Annotated in this window: 17 protein-coding genes and 1 pseudogene; 8 read left to right on the forward strand and 10 right to left on the reverse strand. The window is 35.4% G+C overall.

Annotated features, from left to right (window positions below; translation table 11 throughout):
• From Q0505_RS11285 to Q0505_RS11300, 4 genes and pseudogenes are all read right to left on the reverse strand, one after another.
• A pseudogene (locus tag Q0505_RS11285) lies at positions 1–305 on the reverse strand (hypothetical protein); the annotation flags it as partial.
• 8 nt (positions 306–313) lie between these two features.
• Positions 314–1927 (reverse strand): hypothetical protein, encoded by a 1614-nt coding sequence (locus Q0505_RS11290; RefSeq protein WP_299212847.1) that lies wholly within the window; start codon positions 1925–1927, stop codon positions 314–316.
• A gap of 89 nt (positions 1928–2016) precedes the next feature.
• The gene (locus Q0505_RS11295) at positions 2017–2802 is read right to left on the reverse strand and encodes a hypothetical protein (protein WP_299212848.1); all 786 of its coding nucleotides are present in this window, start codon (positions 2800–2802) and stop codon (positions 2017–2019) included.
• Between the two features lie 248 nt (positions 2803–3050).
• On the reverse strand, positions 3051–4025 hold the full coding sequence (locus Q0505_RS11300; protein WP_299212850.1) for a polyprenyl synthetase family protein: 975 nt from the start codon (positions 4023–4025) through the stop codon (positions 3051–3053).
• Between the two features lie 154 nt (positions 4026–4179).
• On the opposite strand from Q0505_RS11300, the gene Q0505_RS11305 reads away from it, so the two are divergent.
• The 6 genes from Q0505_RS11305 (at position 4180) to Q0505_RS11330 (ending at position 12098) form a co-directional block, all read left to right on the forward strand.
• The gene (locus Q0505_RS11305) at positions 4180–4785 is read left to right on the forward strand and encodes a TetR/AcrR family transcriptional regulator (RefSeq protein WP_299212852.1); all 606 of its coding nucleotides are present in this window, start codon (positions 4180–4182) and stop codon (positions 4783–4785) included.
• On the forward strand, positions 4785–6128 hold the full coding sequence (locus Q0505_RS11310; RefSeq protein WP_299212854.1) for a TolC family protein: 1344 nt from the start codon (positions 4785–4787) through the stop codon (positions 6126–6128). Before Q0505_RS11305 ends, Q0505_RS11310 begins: the two co-directional genes overlap by 1 nt.
• Positions 6129–6186: 58 nt before the next feature.
• Positions 6187–6531 (forward strand): four helix bundle protein, encoded by a 345-nt coding sequence (locus Q0505_RS11315; protein ID WP_299212856.1) that lies wholly within the window; start codon positions 6187–6189, stop codon positions 6529–6531.
• 86 nt (positions 6532–6617) lie between these two features.
• Entirely contained in the window at positions 6618–7793 is a 1176-nt protein-coding gene (locus tag Q0505_RS11320) for an efflux RND transporter periplasmic adaptor subunit (protein ID WP_299212858.1), read from the forward strand.
• A 4-nt stretch (positions 7794–7797) separates the two neighbouring features.
• A complete protein-coding gene (locus tag Q0505_RS11325) occupies positions 7798–11427 on the forward strand; it encodes an efflux RND transporter permease subunit (RefSeq protein ID WP_299212860.1) in 3630 nt (1209 codons plus the stop codon).
• A 179-nt stretch (positions 11428–11606) separates the two neighbouring features.
• The gene (locus Q0505_RS11330) at positions 11607–12098 is read left to right on the forward strand and encodes a DUF4199 domain-containing protein (RefSeq protein ID WP_299212862.1); all 492 of its coding nucleotides are present in this window, start codon (positions 11607–11609) and stop codon (positions 12096–12098) included.
• A gap of 33 nt (positions 12099–12131) precedes the next feature.
• On the opposite strand, the gene Q0505_RS11335 is transcribed toward Q0505_RS11330, so the two are convergent.
• Both Q0505_RS11335 and Q0505_RS11340 read right to left on the reverse strand, forming a co-directional pair.
• On the reverse strand, positions 12132–12917 hold the full coding sequence (locus Q0505_RS11335; protein WP_299212864.1) for a hypothetical protein: 786 nt from the start codon (positions 12915–12917) through the stop codon (positions 12132–12134).
• The gene (locus tag Q0505_RS11340) at positions 12910–14151 is read right to left on the reverse strand and encodes a glycosyltransferase N-terminal domain-containing protein (protein ID WP_299212866.1); all 1242 of its coding nucleotides are present in this window, start codon (positions 14149–14151) and stop codon (positions 12910–12912) included. Before Q0505_RS11340 ends, Q0505_RS11335 begins: the two co-directional genes overlap by 8 nt.
• 133 nt (positions 14152–14284) lie before the next feature.
• Here Q0505_RS11340 and Q0505_RS11345 point away from each other — a divergent pair, with 133 nt between their 5' ends.
• The gene (locus Q0505_RS11345) at positions 14285–15418 is read left to right on the forward strand and encodes a DegT/DnrJ/EryC1/StrS family aminotransferase (RefSeq protein WP_299212868.1); all 1134 of its coding nucleotides are present in this window, start codon (positions 14285–14287) and stop codon (positions 15416–15418) included.
• A gap of 48 nt (positions 15419–15466) precedes the next feature.
• Positions 15467–16747 (forward strand): amidohydrolase family protein, encoded by a 1281-nt coding sequence (locus Q0505_RS11350; RefSeq protein ID WP_299212870.1) that lies wholly within the window; start codon positions 15467–15469, stop codon positions 16745–16747.
• 698 nt (positions 16748–17445) lie between these two features.
• Here Q0505_RS11350 and Q0505_RS11355 read toward each other — a convergent pair.
• The 4 genes from Q0505_RS11355 to Q0505_RS11370 all read right to left on the reverse strand — a co-directional run bounded on the left by Q0505_RS11355 (position 17446) and on the right by Q0505_RS11370 (position 20785).
• On the reverse strand, positions 17446–18120 hold the full coding sequence (locus Q0505_RS11355; RefSeq protein WP_299212873.1) for a response regulator: 675 nt from the start codon (positions 18118–18120) through the stop codon (positions 17446–17448).
• Positions 18121–18230: 110 nt separating this feature from the next.
• On the reverse strand, positions 18231–18941 hold the full coding sequence (locus Q0505_RS11360; RefSeq protein WP_299212875.1) for an ATP-binding protein: 711 nt from the start codon (positions 18939–18941) through the stop codon (positions 18231–18233).
• A 54-nt stretch (positions 18942–18995) separates the two neighbouring features.
• The gene (locus tag Q0505_RS11365) at positions 18996–20273 is read right to left on the reverse strand and encodes a tetratricopeptide repeat protein (RefSeq protein ID WP_299212877.1); all 1278 of its coding nucleotides are present in this window, start codon (positions 20271–20273) and stop codon (positions 18996–18998) included.
• A gap of 167 nt (positions 20274–20440) precedes the next feature.
• Positions 20441–20785 carry a hypothetical protein gene (locus Q0505_RS11370; RefSeq protein WP_299212879.1) on the reverse strand — a complete coding sequence of 115 codons (345 nt, stop codon included), beginning with the start codon at positions 20783–20785 and terminating at the stop codon, positions 20441–20443.
• Positions 20786–20860 lie beyond the last annotated feature (75 nt).

A 20860-nucleotide genomic window follows, 5' to 3' on the forward strand; every position in this document is an offset into this window, starting at 1 on the left:
AGGGATATATTGATCTGCTCTTCTGTAAAAATAGTACCCACCCCAAACTCATTATCTGCAGCACCACTTTGATCAATCATATCATAGATATATAGCAATCGTGTATTCCCGTTTTCATCTATAAAATCAGGATGTCTGTAATCGATTCCTCGATCAATCATGACAACCAACACATCTTCTCCTGTAAGTCCATATTGTGCTTCTACTTGGTCTAGGTTAACTTCCTGTCTCGGAAGTATTCCTTGTGCTTGAAGTAAACATCCAGAGAATAGTAGAAATGCTATGAGTATATATTTTGTTTTCATATTAGGTATTACTTTATACTGTTAAACAGTTGGTTAATCATATTTGAGTTTTGAGCATATAGATAATCTGGAGAACCTACCGTTACGATCCGAATACCATTACTGCGTCTCAAGGTCTTCCCTACCCAGTTTAAGGTTCCCATACTGCTATAGGTCTGTCCTGAAACTTGATTTCCATTAAACTGGTATACGATCTCTTGCCCATAATTATATAAATAGTTTCTAATGAGATTCATCGCCTCATTCACATCGTTGGTAGGAACATCAAAAACAGAAATAGAGGTGGTTTGATCTGGAGCAATAGCCGAAGCAGTAAGAATAGGAATATTTGCCAACGGTCTTCGAACAGTTTGCCAAGAAGAGGGTATTGTCACAGACAGTGAATTAGACCTTCTTGGAGTTGACGATATCTCTCTAGAAGGTGTGTATGCCCCCTTTTGTGTGGAACTCTTTGGAACTCCACCTCCCCAAGCTGCGACCATCTCATCTACTTTTTTGCGTAAGAACGCATCGTCTTTTAACACCATAGGTGTTGCTCCTTGTTGATTTGCTATATGCACATCTACCATCGTATATCTTAAATCACCCTGTTGTTGTTTACTAAAAAACTCATTAAGTGATTTCATTCCTGTTTCAAAGGCTTTCTCTACACTTTGAATCCCTCCTAATCCTTCTCCTCCTATCCCTGTTGCTTCTATGGCATAATATTGCCCATTCATTTTAAAACCAGGATACGCATGACCTGGCACCAAAAAGATAATAGGATCAATCCCCGCACTTGAAAGCACACTCGCATAGAGTAAACTCAATTCTAAACACAATCCTGTATTTCCCGTAATTACCTCTCTTGGTAAACGATTACTCTGAGAAAATTTAGAAATATCTGTTAAGTTTTCAGGAATCATCTTAGTGCCACTATACACCATGTGAGACTGTCGGGTGGCTTCATAGATCCCCGTTAAAAAACGTACGGCTTCCTTAGGGTCTTTTGTCACTCCAGCAGATTCTCCTTTCAACATTTTTTCCTGAATGTTTTGAGTGTAATATTTTACGATAGGATCATTAGGTGTTACAAAACAAGCCAGCAACTCCGTATTATTATGTACATCTGCCCATCCTAAAATCTCAGCACTAGGAACATTTGTGAACTTAAATTCATTACGATCAGCGATCCTAAAACTAAATTCTTCTTCTATAATATCATCTTCTTCAGCACCGTCCCAAGTGATCTCAATTTCTGCCTTCTCGACAGATTCTGTCATTTTCTTAGCAATTTCTTCGTTAAACTTAGGATAGGCACGCACCGAAGCTGTTTGACCACTAAACATCTCACCAATAACCCCTACCTCAGTCCAATCAATATATCCAGGAATACGATAGCGTATTACTACATCCTCTAAGGTCGCATTAGTTTGATTAGTCAATTTGGCTTTGAAGAGGTAATATTTACCATCTAAGGCCTCTTCATTACTGTATACATTATGCGCAGCAGGCATGAGGGTTTCTGTTTTGACTATATCAAGGGTTAATTCTCCTTTACTACTTCCTGCTTTTAAAAAACTAGAAGCAATAAGAAGTATGCCAACGCCTACAAATAGAATAGGTACTATCTTTTTTTTCATGATGAAGATGGTTTTTATAATGATAGATGCCTTAAAAACATCTATAAAAATTAGAAATTAAAATATTTACTAGTTTATCTACTAGCGCATTACGGCACATTAGGATCATTATCATCGGGATCTCTTAAAATGTCAAACCCATCCATATCATTATCTACTATACCGCCACTATCATTCACATATAATTGAAAATTGAACGGTAAAAAAGTATTGATGACCTGTGCGTCGTATTCATTTTCGGGAGCTGTCGTAATAGAAATAGTAATAGCAGTACCTTGAGCTACATACGTAGTGATCACCCATACTTGTGCTATTCGATCCCCGAATCGAAGTAATCTTGCATTAAATTCCATAGGAATGGTTTCTAAAACCTGCTGTCTGAAAGCGGTACACAAAACCTCTGGCGTTCCATTAAACCCATAAAAGGAAAACATGGTATTAATCTCGTTGGCAATAACCGCTTGAGAGGGTATATTTTGTAGGATAAAACTATTAGGAATCCAACGAAACAATACATCATTATCATTTCTAAAAACATTGACTCCTATTGCCAATGTTTGAGGATCTGTAATCTCAAAGGCTGTAAAATTTTGAGGAAGTGTGAATCCTAAAAGAGGCAGTTGACTGTGAATAAATTGATCTCTTGGATTCTGAATGACAGGCACTTCACTTAAACCTGTAGGCAATGCATTGGCAAAATCCCAATATAATCCTGTGTATCCTAAAACATTTTCACAGCTTGATTGTCTGTTTGCGATTGCATCTACCCCTGTTGTTGTATCTGCATCATCAGTGCTACAAGCACAAAGAATTAAGATACTTGCCAAATAAAAAAGACGAGTGATTTTCATGATTATAATTTGTTTTATACTCATACATCGATTCCTTTTAAAAAAGTCATCACTCGATATATAAATTTTAAAACCGTACTCTTAAAAATCAGGCGTATACCATAAAATACAGGGTTTAATTCCTTACATCTGTATGACGTAGGGAAGCATTCAAGGAAAATACTACGTGTCGCATAAGGTCATGCGCACGGGAGAATCACCTCCATTTGAAGAGGTAATTTTAATATATTATAAATATAGATGGTACGCTTTCGCGAAAGCGAAAAAAAAGATTACACCGTTCTTTTCATAAGATTATTCCCAAAATCGCGTAATAATTGCTTTTTCTCTTCAGAAATTGCTACGGATTCTAACGATTTAAAAGCACGTTGGGTATATTTTTCCATTTCTTCCTGAGTCGCTTTTGCTGCTCCACTTTCTATAAACTGTTGTTTTACAGTTTCTATTTTTTCGGCAGGGTTATTTGGTGTTATAGAAAACAAATGCTCTAACTGTCTCGCTTCATCCTTCTGTGATTTTTGTAAAGCTGTCAGATATAAAAATGTTTTTTTGTTTTCAATAATATCACCTCCTACCTGTTTTCCAAAGGTCTCTGGATCACCAAAAGCGTCTAAATAATCATCTTGTAATTGAAATGCAATCCCTAGATCTCTCCCGTAGTCATATATCGCGTCCTGACATTCCTTTGAAGCGCCAGCGACTATCGCTCCCATTTTAAGAGCTGCACCTACCAAGACAGCGGTCTTGTACTCAATCATCATTAAATATTCAGGAATCGTAACATCATCTCTGGTTTCAAAATCCACATCATATTGTTGTCCTTCACAAACCTCTATGGCTGTTTTAGAAAACAGCTTTGCCAATTCTTTAAAAATAGACCCTTCATAATTTTCAAATAATTGATACGCAAGAATAAGCATCGCATCTCCAGAAAGAATACCAGTATTGATATCCCACTTTTCGTGTACCGTTTGCTGTCCTCTTCGCAAGGGTGCATCGTCCATAATATCATCGTGAACTAATGAAAAATTATGGAAAATCTCAATAGCGAGTGCTGCGTCCAATGCCTTTTGATACGGTTGATTAAACAACTCGGTTGCCATCAGTGTCAATACTGGACGCAATCGTTTTCCACCTAAATCAAGAATGTAATTAATAGGTTCATATAGATTTTTAGGCTCTTTATCTAAAGAACGTTTGTCAAGATAATCTATAAATAGGGATGAGTATTCAAGTACTGATAACATCTAGTAAAAAAATTTAAACGCAAAAATACGGTTTCCATCGGTTATGAATCTACTTACGCTTTCGCGAAAGCGTACTCTGAATGTTAAATTATCGTAAAACTTTGGAAACTTTAAACGTTTTTAAAGTTTCCTGTGTACATTTGCACCTCAATTTATGAAAGAAAAAATATTACATACGGCTACAGAATTGTTCTTAAACCAAGGCTTTAAAAGCATTACAATGGATGATATTGCCAGAGAAATGGCGATATCTAAAAAGACTATTTATAGCCATTTTAGCAATAAAGAAGCTGTTGTCGAAGCTTCTGCCGCTGGGATTTTTGATATGATCTGCTGCGGTATTGATATTATTACGGAGGATAAAAAAAATCCTATAGAAGAACTTTACGACATCAAGCGCTTTGTGTTAGAACATTTAAAAGGAGAGCGTACCTCTCCTATGTATCAGCTTCAAAAATATTATCCAAAAATTCACAGAACTCTACGAAAAAAACAATATGACTATATGCAAGATTGCATGGTAGAAAATATTAGTCGCGGAGTAGAACAAGGGCTTTTTAGAGAAAATATCAATGTGCAATTTGTCGCCCGTATTTATTTTACAGGAATGACTGGAATAAAAGATGGCGATATTTTTCCTGACTCAGAATTTCCACCACATATTCTCTATGAGATGTATTTAGAATATCATTTACGTGGTATTGTAACACAGAAAGGACGAGAATTATTAAACCAACTTATACAATCAAACCAAGAGTAATGAAGAGAATCCTAATCATCTTTTTATTGGTATCTGGCATAGCAGCTCAGGCACAAGATAAAAAAAGCTTTTCCTTAGAAGAAGCTATTGCCTTTGCATTAGATAATAATAGAACCGCTATCAATGCACGTAGAGATATTGCAATAGCTATCAAACAAAAATGGGAAACGACCGCTTCAGGGCTTCCCCAAATTAACGGTGTTATTGATTACCAGAATCAACTAAAACAACCTACTGTGTTTATTCCTGCTGAATTTTCTGGAGGGGAACCTGGCACATTTACGCCTGTTGTGTTTGGAACATCACAAAATGCATCAGCTACCGCAACACTTACGCAATTGATTTTTGACGGTTCTTACTTAGTTGGATTACAAGCTGCAAAGGCATTTTTAGACTTTTCTGAAAACGCTAATGAAAAAACAAAACTTGAGGTCAGAAAAGGCGTTATTAATGCCTACGGAAGCGTCTTAATCACTCAAGAAAATATTGCAATTCTTGAAAGCAACATTGCCACAGTCAAGAAAAATCTAGACGAAACTCGTATTATTTTTGAAAACGGACTTGCCGAAGAGGAAGATGTAGAGCAACTGCAAATTACCTATAGCCAACTTCTCAATCAAAAATTAAATGCAGAGCGTCTAGAAGATATTGCTATCCAAATGCTCAACTTAGCGATTGGCGTTGATATTGCAACAGAGACACAGCTTACAGATACGCTTACATCTCTTGCTCAACCAGGACTAGGACTTTTCCAAGAAAATCCAGAAATAGAAAAAAATGTAGATTATAAGATTGCTTTAAATCTTACAGAACAACGCTCACTAGAATTAAAATTAGAGCGTAGTAAAGCCCTCCCTAGTTTGCGAGGATTTATTAATGTAAGTACAACTGCTGGACGTAATGAATTTAACTTTTTTGATAGCGACGAACGTTATTTTGCTGCTTCAATTTTTGGGTTGACATTAGACGTTCCTTTGTTTAGTTCTGGCGCAAGAAACGCCCGTACACAAAAAGCAAAAATAGCATTAGAGCAAGCCGAAACTGATTTTGATTATACCCAAGAACAAATCAGACTGGCGTATGAGCAAGCAAAAAGTCAGCATCAACTTGCTATAGATAATCTTGAAGTATCCACAAACAACTTGAAACTAGCCGAGCGTATTGAACGGAAAAATCAAATTAAATTTCAAGAAGGAATCGCTTCTAGCTTTGAACTAAGACAAGCACAAACCCAATTATATACCGCTCAGAATACCGTATTACAATCATTATTAGATATGATTACCTCCAAAGCCGAACTTGAAACAGTGTTAAATACTCCTGATTATAGGGGGAAAGAATAGTTGAGGAGAATAAAGAGGTTAAAAATTTATATGTTTAAAAGGTTAAAAGAAAAATATCATGAGGACATTTTCATTTGAGAAATTAAATGTTTGGCAAAAGTCTAGGCAACTTTCAGTTGCCATATACACATTAACCAAGTCATTTCCTGACGAAGAAAGGTTTGGCTTAATTAGTCAAATGCGAAGATGCGCTGTCTCTGTCTCATCAAATATTGCAGAAGGTAGCGGGAGACACTCTTCAAAAGACAAAGCACGTTTTACGGAAATCTCATATAGCTCTTTATTAGAACTTTTAAATCAATTGATACTATCACAAGATTTAGAACTTATATCAGAAGAACATATTGACAACCATGCGAGAATCCATTTCCGAAATAGCAGCGATGTTAGACGGCTTATATAAATCACAAACCAAATAATCAATCAGAATATATAAGTTCAAAAGCACATAAACTCTTAAACCTATAAACGTATAAACAGCCAGTACCAATGAAAAAATTACTATCCATATTAACCATCGCAACTCTTATTGCTTCTTGTGGAGGCGACAAAAACGCTCCATCAGTTGAAAGCATCATTGAAAAAGGAAACTTAGAAGAGCTTAAAACTAAAAAAGATGAGCTTAAAAATGAAATCACGACCCTTAATGCACAAATAACAGAAATTAATACTTTTTTAAAGAAAAATGACACTTTAAACAAAGGAACATTAGTCACTGCATTAACCATAAAAGACACACTCTTTAATCATTTTATAGAAGTACAGGGGAATATAGAAACAAAGCAAAATCTAGTGATTTATCCAGAGTTTCAAGGAACGCTTTCAAAGGTTTTTGTAAAGGAAGGGCAACGTGTAACCAAAGGTCAAACGCTAGCACGTATAGATGATGGTGGTCTAAGTAGCCAACTCTCACAATTAGAGTCTCAAGCAGCATTATCTAAAACGACGTATGAGCGTCAAAAACGTCTTTGGGATCAAAAAATAGGATCAGAAATTCAATATTTACAAGCAAAGACACAGTTTGAGTCTTCTGAGAATATGGTCGCTCAAATGAAAAGTCAGTTAGCAAAAACTGCTGTAAGAGCTCCATTTTCTGGAATTATTGATGAGGTCATCACAGACCAAGGATCTGTTGTAGCACCAGGACAGCCTATTTTTCGTATCGTTAACTTAAGCGATATGTTTGTCACCTCAGAAATTCCTGAAAGCTATCTAACCAGTGTGGTTCCTGGAAAAAAAGTATTGGTCACACTTCCTGTTATTGGAAAAACAATCACATCCCAAATACGTCAGACGGGAAACTACATCAACCCTTCTAACCGAAGTTTTACTGTTGAAGTAGATGTCCCCAATAAAGATGGTCTCGTAAAGCCTAACCTAACAGCACGTCTTTCTATCAATGATTATACAGCTGAGAATGCTATTTTAATTCCGTTAAGTGTCATTAATGAAAACTCAGACGGAGATCAATATGTGTATATCGCTTTCGCGAAAGCGGACTCCGCCAGAGAGAAAATAGTTGCTAAACGTCAAATCATTAAAACGGGTAAAACACAAGGTGATTTTATAGAAGTCATTGAAGGCTTAAAAAATGGAGATCAGGTTATTGTGGAAGGAGCTCGTAGTGTGAAAAATGATCAAGAAATTAAAATAAAAACGTACTAAGTATATGGATCCCAAGAAAAACAAAAATGTGGATAAGGAGTTTGTCTTATCCAGTTGGGCAATAGACAACCCAACAATTATTTATGTCTTGATGGCATTATTCTTAGTCCTTGGATTAGTTGCCTATTTTGGAATGCCTCGTGAGAATTTCCCAGAAATTAATGAGACCAAAATCTATATCTCTGCACCCTATCCTGGAAATACTGCCGAAGATATAGAACGCCTTATCGTAGATCCATTGGAAGATAAATTACAAAACATTTCTGGTGTGGTAGAAATTATCTCTACAGCTCAGGAAGATTATGCGATTATTACTGTTGAGTTTGAAGAAAAATTTACCGTCGCCGAAGCAAAGCAAAAAGTAAAAGATGAGGTAGATAGCGAGACCTCAAATGAAGACTGGCCTACCTTTAACGGTGCTAAAGTAGAGCCTAATGTTTTTGACCTAAGTATCTCTGAAGAAACCCCTATTCTTAATGTAAATATCTCTGGAGATTATAGAGTAGAACAACTTAAAGAGTATGCAGAATATCTTCAAGATGAAATAGAAGCCCTTAAAGAAATTAAAGCGGCAGATATCCGTGGCGCTCAGGAAAAAGAGGTGCAAGTTGCTGTAGATATTTATAAAATGATGGCTGCAAAAATCAGTTTTGATGATATCATTAATACGATACGTAATGAGAATATGACACTTTCTGCTGGTAACTTAGTTACTAGTGGGCAACGTCGTACCATTCGTATTACGGGAGAAATTGAAAATCCATCAGACCTTAATGACTTTGTCGTAAAGTCAGAAAAAGGGGCTGTCTACTTAAAAGATATCGCTGAAGTCACCTTTAGTGAAGAAGACAAAACTACCTACGCCAGAGATCTTACACTTGAAGAAGGAGAGCGTGTGACAGACGAAGAGGTAAGTGAAAGTGTGGTGATGTTAGACGTAAAAAAGCGTTCTGGAAAAAACATGATTGAAGCTGTAGAGCAAATTGATGAGATTATAAAAAATGCAAAGGCTAATGTTTTTCCTCCTGATTTAAAGATTGCTGTTGCCAATGACCAAAGTGAAAAAACGGTTAACCAAGTAAATGATCTTGTAAACAATATTATTTTCGGGATTATTCTTGTAGTAGGCGTCTTGATGTTTTTCTTAGGTTTTAGAAATGCTCTCTTTGTAGGATTTGCCATCCCGATGTCTATGTTTATGAGTTTTATGATTCTAAACTTAATGGGCTATACGATGAATACCATGATTCTTTTTGCACTCATTATGGGATTAGGAATGCTGGTAGATAATGGAATTGTGGTGGTAGAAAACGTCTATCGACTCATGGATGAAGAAGGTATGTCCCGTATTGAAGCGGCCAAAAAGGGAATTGGAGAAATCGCTTTTCCTATCATTATTTCGACGCTTACAACAGTTGCCGCTTTTGTTCCTTTAGGAATGTGGCCTGGTGTGATGGGACAATTTATGATTTATTTTCCTATCACACTTTCTGTCGTATTAGGATCTTCCCTATTTGTAGCGATTTTTATCAATTCGATGTTAGTGTCTAAGTTTATGAAAGTTGACGAGACGCCACTTTCTCGTCGGTTTTTGATTAGAACCTCTCTTATTATGCTACCTATCGGATTGCTGATCCTTTTTGTAGGAGGTCCTGTAAGCGGTTTAGGAAGTTTAGTACTTGTAACGATTATTTTTATGTGGGTTTACCGTTACTTCTTAATGGGGGCTACAGCCGTTTTCCAGCGTAGGTTTTTAACATGGCTAGAACGTAAGTACCAAGGGTTTTTAAGTTGGTCCATTAAAGGATGGAAACCTGGGTTGTTTGTAGGAGGTATCTTCTTACTACTTATTGTCACTTTTATGGCTTTTGGTGCCTCTGTAGAATCAAAACGAACCAGTATTGAGTTTTTCCCAGATAATACCCCTAACCAAATTATCGTTTACATAGAGTATCCAGAAGGAACTGCCATTGCTAAGACCAATGAGATTACAAAAGAAATAGAACGTCGTGTTTTTAAAATCTTTAATGATGAGGCTTATCTGAAAGGAAAAGATTATAATTTCTTGGTAGAAACATCGGTTTCTCAAGTTGGAGAAGGCGCTGGGAATCCTCAAACAGATGGAGGAAGTGCTGCCGAGATGCCACATCGATCTAAGATTACAGCCACGATGCGAGAATATAAATTTCGTAACGGAGCCGATAGTGAAGAGTTGCGTTCTAAAGTACAAAAAGCGATTAAAGGTATCTATCCAGGTATTGCGATCTCTGTAGAGAAAGATGCCGTAGGACCTCCAGCGGGATATCCTATCAATATTGAACTAGAGGGTAAAGATTATGATGAACTTATTGTCGCTGCCGAAGCGATGCGTAATTACATCAATACCAAAAATATTGCTGGTATTGACGAGCTTAAGATTGATGTAAATAAAGGAAAACCAGGTACACAAGTAATAGTAGATCGTCAAAAATCTGGGGAGCTTGGTGTTCCTACAGGAATGGTTGGAAATCAATTACGCCGTTCTATTTTTGGCGATAAAGCTGGGGTTTATAAGAAAGACGGAGATGATTACGATATTTATGTTCGCTTTAATGAAGACCAACGCTATGATCGTTCTGCCTTATTTAATCAGAATATTACATTCAGAGATCCTGCTACTGGACAAATAAAAGAAGTACCTGTAGCCGCTGTTACTAAAACAAAAAACACCTCCTCCTTTAGTGCTATCAAGCATCGTGATACGAGACGTGTTGTTACAGTATACTCTGCTTTAGCACCTGGCTATACAGATGCAGGCGCTATTGTAAGTCAGGTACAAGCTGAAATGGACAATCCTGATGCCGAAGATCTTGTTCCTAGTACTATTAAGGTAAATTACACAGGGCAAATAGAAGAGCAAAATAAGCAAATGGAATTTTTAATGGGAGCCTTTTTTGCAGGACTAGGACTCATCTTCTTTTTATTGATTTTCCAATTTAGCTCTATCTCAAAACCTATGATCATCATGATCGCGATCTTTTTGAGCTTTATAGGTGTTTTTGGTGGTATTCTAATTACGGGAGCTCCTTTTGTCATTATGATGACCATGATGGGTATTATTTCGCTCGCAGGGATTGTGGTAAATAATGGAGTGGTACTCCTAGATTACACCCAGCTTTTAATAGATCGTAAACTCGTTGCCTTAGATCTACCAAAAAAGTCATTACTTCCTAAAGAAGAAGTTGCAAAACTCATCGTACAAGCTGGACGTGCACGTTTACGTCCTGTAATTTTAACGGCAATTACTACCGTATTAGGATTGATTCCTCTCGCAGTAGGTATTAACATTGACTTTTTTGGTTTATTCCAAAGTTTTGATCCTGGTATTTATATAGGAGGTGATAACGTAATTTTCTGGGGGCCTCTTGCATGGGCCGTAATTTACGGACTTATTATCGCTACATTCTTAACACTCATTATCGTACCTCTATTGTTTTATATTGTATACCGTATTAAACTTTATTTTAGAGGAGCTGCGGTTATAGATGGAAGTCCAGAAGATACGCTCGCAAGTGATGAAGAAATAGCAGATGAACTAGAAAATAATATATTGGATAATGAGTCTTTTAACTATCCGATCCCTGAAGGAGAATAAATAACTTTCTCCTTAATAAATAGATAAAAACGCTGGTAAATTACTGGCGTTTTTTGTTTGTGTCTATATTGTATAAGAGATTTCTGTGTACGCTTTCGCGAAAGCGCATATAGTTTTAACATCATATTAAACGTATATTTGATTGATTTTACGTAAATTTTAAAACAAAAACTATTATGATGTCCAAATTTACACTCTCTATACGTTATGCAATTGTAATCAGTGGTTTGCTTATTAGTTATTTTCTGATCATTTCTCTATTCGGGTGGCATACCAATCCGCTGTTTAGTTTATTTAATGGCGTGATTACAGGCTTTGGAATTTATGAAGTGATTAAGGGATATAAATTAAGGGAAAAAGAGGCTTTCACGTATGCTAAAGGTTTTACCACAGGAATCGTAACTGGGTTTATTGCTACCTTATTATTCACCTTATTTTTTGGAATTTATGCAGGGAATATAAACCCTGAATTTACAGATAGCTTTATGGGGCCTTGGGGAAGTTCTACCAGTTTGGGAATTATCTTATTTACCGTAGCTATTGGAGGCTTTGCTACTACGGCGGTATTCACACTTTCTTTTATGCAATTATTTAAAAAGAGCTGGAATACCACAAAATCAGAAAGTACTCCGCAAATTAGAAGTGAGGAAGTAGCCGATTTAAAGAAATAATACGCTTCTTAAACATATATTTTTAATACACCATCAACGCACTTGAAGATGAATGTGGTCATCGTGACGCACGGCGTGGCACCCATGATATCGAATTTTAGGATGTCTTACGTTCATTCTATCTCTTAGGTGTGGCTCTATAAATATTTTAGAAATTGTCGGTTCTTCGGTAAGAAGTTGTATTATATTTTTTGTTCCCTTTTTAGAGAAATTAAGATCTGAATGAATTGTTCCAAATGTGAGGTACTTAGAGAAATCATACTGCCAATAGTCCTTCTCTTTACACACTGAGATTTGATCATATTCTGCCGTTGATGGACCAGCAAAAATACCATATCCGCTTACAGATGGTTTATCATTTAGGATAGTTCCTTTAGCATCTTCATAGAGTAAAGATATATCTAGCTTTTTACCATCTTTATGACTTAAGTGTGGTGGCAACGGAAAGCCATCAAAAAAAGGAAAATTAGAATCGAGACAATGTATTTCTACGTTTGGATAGGTTTTTAAAAATTTCTCTGATACGTTAGCTAGTACATTATTGACTTCTGGAATCACATAATTCCTGTTGGCTAAAGATGTAAAAAGCGTATGGATCTTGATGGTGTCTGTCGTCTTAATTTTTTCTCTTCCAAAAAGAGGTGCGACATAGGGAACAATAGCGTACGTACTAAGGAGATATAGTACGACAAATGCGATCCACTTCTTTAAGATACTTTTTCTGTATATTATCTTGGCAATAAGATATACAACACCTCCTATTTGTGTGGTAATCGTAAGTACTAAAATCCATAGTACATTCAAGAAAAGTTTACCCATGAAGACTCGCTATATACTTCATAACGGTTTTGGTTGCTCCCGTATTACTATTAATAAAATGTCCAGCAATCATACCTGTTTGCATTCTAAATTTTTGATCTGACAATAATTTGTGTAAGATCTCATCAAGTTCCTTTTGATTTGAAATTGTATACAATCCTGCTAATTGCTGTAATCTTTTTGCTTCTGGAAATTTTTCAAAATGATTTCCTATAGCAATCGGAATCCCGAAAGTAGCGGGTTCTAATATGTTATGTAATCCTGTTGTTCCTAGTGCTCCGCCTATGTATGCAACATCTGCATAGCTATATATTTTTGTGAGCAATCCTATGGTATTTATTATAAACACATCATACTCAGAAAGCATTTTTCCTTCCTTCTCAGAAAACAAAACGGTCTTTACTTTCAATTTTTGCCGGAGTGCCACAATCTTCTCTGGTTTTATTTGATGTGGAGCAATAATGAACTTAGCCATCCCTTGATGCCTATTTATAAAAGAGGCAAATACTTCTTCATCTTCTGGCCAAGTACTGCCACAAACCACACACAGTTGGTCTGCTTTAAACGCTGAAATAAATTCTAAGGTATTATCCATTTCTATTTGACGAGAGACACGGTCAAAACGGGTATCACCACTCACGGTGACAGGCTGTAAATTCAATGCTTCGGCGGCTATAAGAGAGGCGTTGTCTTGAACAAAAAAATGATCAAAAGCGTCAAGACTTTTAAGCATCCACTTCCCGTACCATTTAAAAAAAGGTTGATTTTCTCTAAAAACTCCAGACAAGAGAACGGTTCGTATGTTTCGTTTTTTAAGCTCCGTAAGATAGTTAGGCCAAAATTCGTATTTAATAAAAAACACTAATTCTGGATGGATAAGGTCTATAAATGTACGTGCATTTGCTGGTGTATCTAGGGGTAAGTAGGTGGTCGCTTTCGCGAAAGCGTTATTTTTCTTAACCTCATATCCAGAGGGCGAAAAGAACGTAATGACCAACTTGTATTCTGGATAGTGTTTTATAATTTCTTCCATCACAGGAACGCCCTGCTCATACTCTCCAAGGGAAGCCGCGTGAAACCAGATGATCCTATCTTGATCTGTAATTTGTTCTCTGAGTATTGAAAAAACATCTTTCCTACCGCTTACAAATAGCTTCATCTTTGAGCTAAAAAGTCCAGAAATAGGCAAAATCGCTTGTACAATAGAGATGATAATGGAATAGAGACGACGCATACCATGCTAAAATAGCGCTTTGTCCTAAAATACATTGTTGAAAGGGACGAGTTTTTGTATTTTCGTTACAACTTTCTTAATTGAAAACACAATCAATCTTATCTCTATAAAGAGTAAAAACTCTTATGCATCTATGAAAAAGATCCAAATGGTTGACCTCAAGGGTCAATATCAAAAAATAAAGGAACGCGTTGACGCGTCTGTACAAGAAGTTATTGAATCTACTGCTTTTATAAATGGTCCTGAAGTACACGCATTTCAAAAAGAACTAGAAGAATATTTAGGCGTAAAGCACGTGATTCCTTGTGCCAATGGAACCGATGCGTTACAAATTGCCATGATGGGACTCGGTTTAGAACCTGGAGATGAAGTGATCACAGCAGATTTTACATTTGCTGCTACAGTAGAAGTGATTGCTTTATTACGTCTTACTCCTGTGCTTGTTGATGTACATCCTACCAATTTTAACATAGACATTGAAGCCGTTAAAAAGGCAATTACTCCTAAAACAAAAGCTATTGTTCCTGTGCATCTTTTTGGAATGGTAGCAAATATGGATGCGATTATGAATCTTGCTAAAGAGCATAATCTATATGTGATAGAAGACAACGCACAAGGTATTGGATCTACATACACAGGACGAGATGGCAAAAAACTAAAAACAGGTGGGATAGGTCACGTGGGTACGACCTCATTTTTTCCTTCTAAGAATTTAGGGTGTTATGGAGATGGAGGTGCTATCTTTACCAATGATGATGATCTTGCTCACACTATAAGAGGAATTGTAAATCACGGGATGTATGTACGATATCATCACGATGTTGTGGGTGTAAATAGTAGATTGGATTCTATACAGGCTACTGTTTTGCGTGCAAAATTACCTCACTTGGACGATTATAATACAGCACGTAGGGAAGCCGCTCGCAAATACACTGCTGCATTTATAAATCAGGAAAAAATTATTACTCCTATGATTTGTGACAGTTGTGATTGTCACGTATTTCATCAATATACGTTGCGTATAATAGATGCAGATCGTGATGCTCTTGTAGCGCACTTACAAGAGAAACAAATTCCTTGTGGTGTATATTATCCTATCCCATTACATAAACAAAAAGCATATTTGGACGACCGTTACCATGAAGCTGATTTTACAGTAACCAACCAATTGGTACAAGGTGTGATCTCACTTCCTATGCATACAGAACTTGATGATGAACAAATCGAATTTATTACGACGACGATTATTGATTTTGTAAATAAGTAACCACAATACACTTTTTTAAACTAAAGTCTCATTCCTAAAAACCAACCCATGAAAAAAATCATTTTACTGCTGTGTATCCTTTTTGTAGGGGTCACTTCTTTTGCACAAGAAACTACTCTTTTACATTGTGGTAAATTGATAGATACAGAAAAGGGTACAGTTGTTACGGAACGTACGATTGTTGTACAAGGAAATAAAATTGTATCGATTGATAAGGGGTATACATCACCTAAAAAAAATCAGATAGTTGTTGACCTCACTTCAAAAACAGTCATGCCTGGTCTTATAGATATGCATGTTCATATTGAAGGAGAAACAAGTCCGACGCGATATATTGAACCTTTTACAAAAAATGAGGCAGATGTTGCTTTTACCTCTTCAGAGATCGCAGAGCGCACCCTAATGGCTGGATTTACAACCGTACGTGACTTAGGAGGGAGTGGTGTAAACGTTTCCTTACGTAATGCTATTAATAAAGGAACGATTGATGGTCCTCGTATTTTTACTGCTGAAAAAGCCATAGGTACAACAGGAGGTCACGCCGATCCTACCAACGGATACAAAAAAGACCTCATGGGAGATCCGGGACCAGCTGATGGGGTCATTAATAGCCCCGCAGATGCTCGTAAAGCAGTTCGCCAGCGTTATAAAAACGGAGCAGATTTAATTAAAATCACAGCTACAGGAGGTGTCTTGAGCGTTAGCAAAAATGGAGTAAATCCTCAATTTACTCAAGAAGAGATTAATGAGATTGTAAAAACAGCTAAAGAATATGGGATGAGTGTTGCTGCTCACGCCCACGGAATAGAAGGAATGCAACGTGCTATAAAGGGTGGTGTTACTACCATTGAGCACGGCTCCTTAATGGATAAAGAGACCGCTGCTCTTATGAAACAATACGACACCTATCTAGTTCCCACTTTATCTGCGGGTCGTTATGTAAGACAACAAGCGGATATTCCTGGATATTATCCTGCTATTATTATTCCTAAAATTATGAAAGTAGATGCTGGCATACGCCAAACCATGAAAATGGTCGCAGAAGAAGGTGTCAATATTGCTTTTGGAACTGATGCAGGTGTGTTTCCTCACGGAGAAAATGCTAAAGAGTTTATCTATATGGTAGAAACAGGATGGTCTGAAATGTTTTCTATTCAATCTGCTACTATAACAAATGCAAAAGTTCTTGATATGAAAGGACAGCTAGGAGAACTAAAAGAAGGATATCTAGCCGATATTATTGCTGTAGATGGAAATCCTATTGAAGATATTTCTGTTATGACAGCTGTTTCTTTTGTCATGAAGAATGGTGTGATTTATAAAAAATAGATTACTGATTTTTATATTTTGGAATAGCCTTGTAGTGAGTCTATGGGAAAATCCCACAACTTTTGCATTTGATCCCTAAATAATTCTTATTCAATATTTTGGATATGAAAAAAGCTTTAAATAGCCCTCAAGTCGAGGGCTATTTTAAAGCTGGGGGAAGATTGGTTTTTTTTAATGATTGTATAGACGACAAGCCCCTAAACTCTCTTAATCTATTACAATACATTAAATAAGCTACTTGAACACTCAAAACCAACGATTGTAATTTTCAATCATACAACGTATACTAATTACTAGTAGATTGAAAAATGTGTATTTTATGTACTTAGCAAAGTATAATATACTTCTCCTTATCTGTTATCTAATTTAAGAAGCAGTTCTGAATATTTCTTCGGGTATGCTGGCAAAAATTTTACGGGTTTACCGTAAATTAAGCTGTTTATAGCCATTTTGGATAATTACGTCTTCTAGTTTGGACATCTTAGGTGATTTTTCTGCTCATTTGTAAGAATTATATTTCATCTGTTTTTGCTTTCGCGAAAGCGTATATATAAAGATTTTATTATGAAGTAAGTAGATGTCTTTATATATTATATAAAAAACACATCCAGTATATTATTTTGAAATAATATACTGGATGTGTTTTTTTAGAAATTACTCAAATAAGTACTGAGTAAAGAGTATGAATGCGATATTTTCTAAATAAGACCTCTTAAACGGGCTTCTTCAATTAAGCGCTCATCACTTTCTGATTTTACGTGTAATTTTTCTTTTAATTGATTTTTACGCTTTTCGATGGCGCTTAGAGAAAGATTAATATGATTTGTCAGATTTTTGGTACGTACCCCCCTAGAGAGGTGGTACAAAATCTGAAGGTTAATTTGATCTACAGAGACATCATTGGTTACCATTTTACGCAAGTGATCATTTACGGTACTACTATAATATATTTTCTGACTTAATACTTGCTCAAATGCATGATTAAGTTCTGAAAAAGAGATATCTGTTTTAATTAATAATCCTTGGGGATTTACCTTTTCTAATATATTATGGATTCTAGTACTCTCATTATGCATGGTAAGAATAATTACTTTTGCTCTTGAGAATTTTTTCCTGAGATATTGGGCAATTCCTTCACCAGACGTTATGCCTACATCATTTGTTGCGATAGGTAATTGTACATCTATCATAGCAAGATCGTATGGCTTTGATTTGGGGGTTCTATCAATAAGAGAGATGGCTTCATCACAGTCGGATGCTGTCTCTATTTCTAGTTTGTAGTTCTCTTCACAAAAATCTGATAATGTATTTTTGTATCCCTCTAAGATCATAGGATGATCATCTACCATTAAGACTTTAAGTTTTTTTTTCATAGTTTACGATTATTTTATAGAATACTAAATATCGTAAGTTGCTAATTTTAAACTTTATAGGGAAAGTGTTTTGCTAACATTTATTTAGTGACAACAAGATACTAAATTTTTTAATTAAATAGAATTTGGATTTGGGTTCCTAAGTTAATTTTACTAATTATTTTGTAAGATCCTGCTATTTGCGCTACTCTAGACTTTATATTTTTCATACCAATACCTGATTTTGCTTTTGTAGCATCCATTCCAATACCATCATCTTCTATAGTAAGTTGTACACTAGCATCCTTACTTTTAAAAGTGACGGTAATGTGTTTTGCATTGGCATGTTTATTAATATTCATGAGGCATTCTTGAATAATACGATAAACGTGTACTTTTTTGGAGTTTGAGATTAAATCCCAGTTAATCTCTTGGTCATACAAAAACTCATAGGTTACCTGCTGTGGTTCTAATTGATCTTTTAATAATTTTCTAAGTACATCTGGATATAAAGATCCTTGTGTGAAATTTTCATTGTTAAGATCATGAGAAATTTTCCGTATCTCTTTTCCTAAATCTTTAAGTTGGTCTATATAACTAGAACGTAGTTTTTCTACATCTTTACCATGTTTATTATTCAGGCTATCTAAACTTAATCTCAGCCCAAAAAGCCTACTTAAAATTCCATCGTGTAGCTCTTCGGAGATTCGCTGTTTTGCCAGATGCTTTCCTTCTTCCAGTTTTCCTTGTTGAGCAAGCATGAGGTTAAAAATCTCTTCATTAGATTTTTGTTGTCCTTCTTGGTACTCTAATTCTTTTCTATTATTTCTACGTTGTAACACGATATAGCCTATTAAAAATAAGATTGCACAAATAGTAAATATAACAAGTAAACGTTAGGAGGTTTGAGTTGCTTTATTTTTTGCTACTACCAGCTTATCTGTTTCAAAACGAATACGAGCAAACTTGTTTTGAAAGGCTCTTTCTTCCATTTGTAAACTATCACTGATACGTATATACTCTTGGCCATAGGTAATACCTTCACTAGGGTCTGATACTTTCATTAATAACCCTAGGGACCCTAGTACCCCCTCATTATAAGTAGTTTCTTTTGCAGTAGCATAGGCATTTTTGGCATAATATTTAGCTAATTCCTTATTTCCCTCTGCTAAGTATATTTCTGACAAATGCATCCCGCTAGAAGCCATCACAATTCTATCTTTTACTTCCCTACTTTTATTCAAAGCTTTCAATAATAAATCAGGAAAAGATGTCATATTCCCGTTTTTATATTCTGCATAGGCAAGATTATCTATTAAACGGATATATGATTTAGGCTTTTTTATCTCAAGGCTATCATACGCAAGTCCTTTTTTGAAATTTAAGATAGCTTCTGGATAATCTCCCATATCCATATACACCATTCCTAAATTATTTAACGTGCTACTGTTTAGAATCCTATCATCTTCTTTTTCAAGGGTTTCTTCCTTCTCAAGGCTTTTACGATATTCATATACTTTTTTATAATATTCTATAGAACTTTCATATTCCCCTAAAGATCTTGAAACACTTCCTAACGTATTATATGAAGAAGCTAAATATCTAATTTCATCAGTTTTTTCAAAAAGTCTAATTGCTTTTATGGAACTCTCTTGAGCACCTACATAATCTTTTACTCTGTTTTGTGTGATAGCCATTGTTAAGGCAGAATTCGCCTCTTGCTTAATATCTTTTATTTGGTCATAGAGTTTTTCAGAAGCATAAAAATAGGTATAGGCACTATCTAAAGCATCTTTTCTTAAATGATACACTCCTAAAGTATAATTAGATGTTGCTAATCCTATAGAGTCATTAATTTGCGTACTTAGTTTTAGAGCTTTATGATAAAAACTATAAGTAGAATCCTCTAACCCCAAACTTCGATATGAAGAAGCTATATCCAACAAATACTTTCTCGTCAAAGTGTCTCTTGGTAAATCTTTTGTGTAATCAATCATGCTATCGACATATTTAAGCCGACCTGATTTTTCTATGGACGTATTCTCGACAAGGCTTTGATACTTCTCAAAAAGATTTATGTCACTTTCACCTATACTTGATTCAGAAAATTGATCATCACAAGACAAAAATGATAAAAAACACATTAGGAGTAATAAAGAAACACTATTTTTCATTATGCTAAATATCAGAAATATAAACTTATTTTAAACAATAAAAATTAAATTAAATTAGACTAATAAAAATTCAGTGAATAAAAAAAGAAAAACCTTACTCTCATAAAGAAAATAAGGCTTTTTTTAAAAAAATATTTTTTAAATTTAATAAATATATTGATTCCATATTAATTACCATCAGGAATATCTTCATCATCTACTTTTATACCTAAATCTGGGATATCTTCATCATCTACTTTTTTATCTAAATCAGGAATATCTTCATCGTCTACTCTATCTAAGTCTGGAATATCTTCATCATCTACTTTATCTGGATCTGGGATATCTTCATCGTCCACACTTGTTTCTTCTGTTCTATTATTAGAAGTCGACTCAACGTCTTCTATTTCAATGTTTTCTATATTTAGGGTGTTATTAGCCGTCTCAAAATCTTCTAATATTGGATCTGATTCACAAGAAAAAAATAAAGCGGTAATTAGCAATATAACAATGGTTTGTATGTATGTTCTCATTAGTGGGTGTGTTTTAGTAGTTTATTTTCAAGTATACACAATAGCATACTTGGTTAAATGGTTAAATGGTTAAAA

The sequence above is a fragment of the uncultured Dokdonia sp. genome (genome assembly GCF_937910895.1).
GTDB lineage: Bacteria > Bacteroidota > Bacteroidia > Flavobacteriales > Flavobacteriaceae > Dokdonia.

Coding starts and splice junctions, on each gene's coding strand:
- Q0505_RS11355 (WP_299212873.1), bottom strand. CDS start 18,120: ATGAAAAAAAAACTTAAAGTCTTAATGGTAGATGATCATCCTATGATC.
- Q0505_RS11345 (WP_299212868.1), top strand. CDS start 14,285: ATGAAAAAGATCCAAATGGTTGACCTCAAGGGTCAATATCAAAAAATA.
- Q0505_RS11320 (WP_299212858.1), top strand. CDS start 6,618: ATGAAAAAATTACTATCCATATTAACCATCGCAACTCTTATTGCTTCT.
- Q0505_RS11340 (WP_299212866.1), bottom strand. CDS start 14,151: ATGCGTCGTCTCTATTCCATTATCATCTCTATTGTACAAGCGATTTTG.
- Q0505_RS11290 (WP_299212847.1), bottom strand. CDS start 1,927: ATGAAAAAAAAGATAGTACCTATTCTATTTGTAGGCGTTGGCATACTT.
- Q0505_RS11325 (WP_299212860.1), top strand. CDS start 7,798: ATGGATCCCAAGAAAAACAAAAATGTGGATAAGGAGTTTGTCTTATCC.
- Q0505_RS11350 (WP_299212870.1), top strand. CDS start 15,467: ATGAAAAAAATCATTTTACTGCTGTGTATCCTTTTTGTAGGGGTCACT.
- Q0505_RS11300 (WP_299212850.1), bottom strand. CDS start 4,025: ATGTTATCAGTACTTGAATACTCATCCCTATTTATAGATTATCTTGAC.
- Q0505_RS11335 (WP_299212864.1), bottom strand. CDS start 12,917: ATGGGTAAACTTTTCTTGAATGTACTATGGATTTTAGTACTTACGATT.
- Q0505_RS11305 (WP_299212852.1), top strand. CDS start 4,180: ATGAAAGAAAAAATATTACATACGGCTACAGAATTGTTCTTAAACCAA.
- Q0505_RS11330 (WP_299212862.1), top strand. CDS start 11,607: ATGTCCAAATTTACACTCTCTATACGTTATGCAATTGTAATCAGTGGT.
- Q0505_RS11315 (WP_299212856.1), top strand. CDS start 6,187: ATGAGGACATTTTCATTTGAGAAATTAAATGTTTGGCAAAAGTCTAGG.
- Q0505_RS11295 (WP_299212848.1), bottom strand. CDS start 2,802: ATGAGTATAAAACAAATTATAATCATGAAAATCACTCGTCTTTTTTAT.
- Q0505_RS11310 (WP_299212854.1), top strand. CDS start 4,785: ATGAAGAGAATCCTAATCATCTTTTTATTGGTATCTGGCATAGCAGCT.
- Q0505_RS11365 (WP_299212877.1), bottom strand. CDS start 20,273: ATGAAAAATAGTGTTTCTTTATTACTCCTAATGTGTTTTTTATCATTT.
- Q0505_RS11370 (WP_299212879.1), bottom strand. CDS start 20,785: ATGAGAACATACATACAAACCATTGTTATATTGCTAATTACCGCTTTA.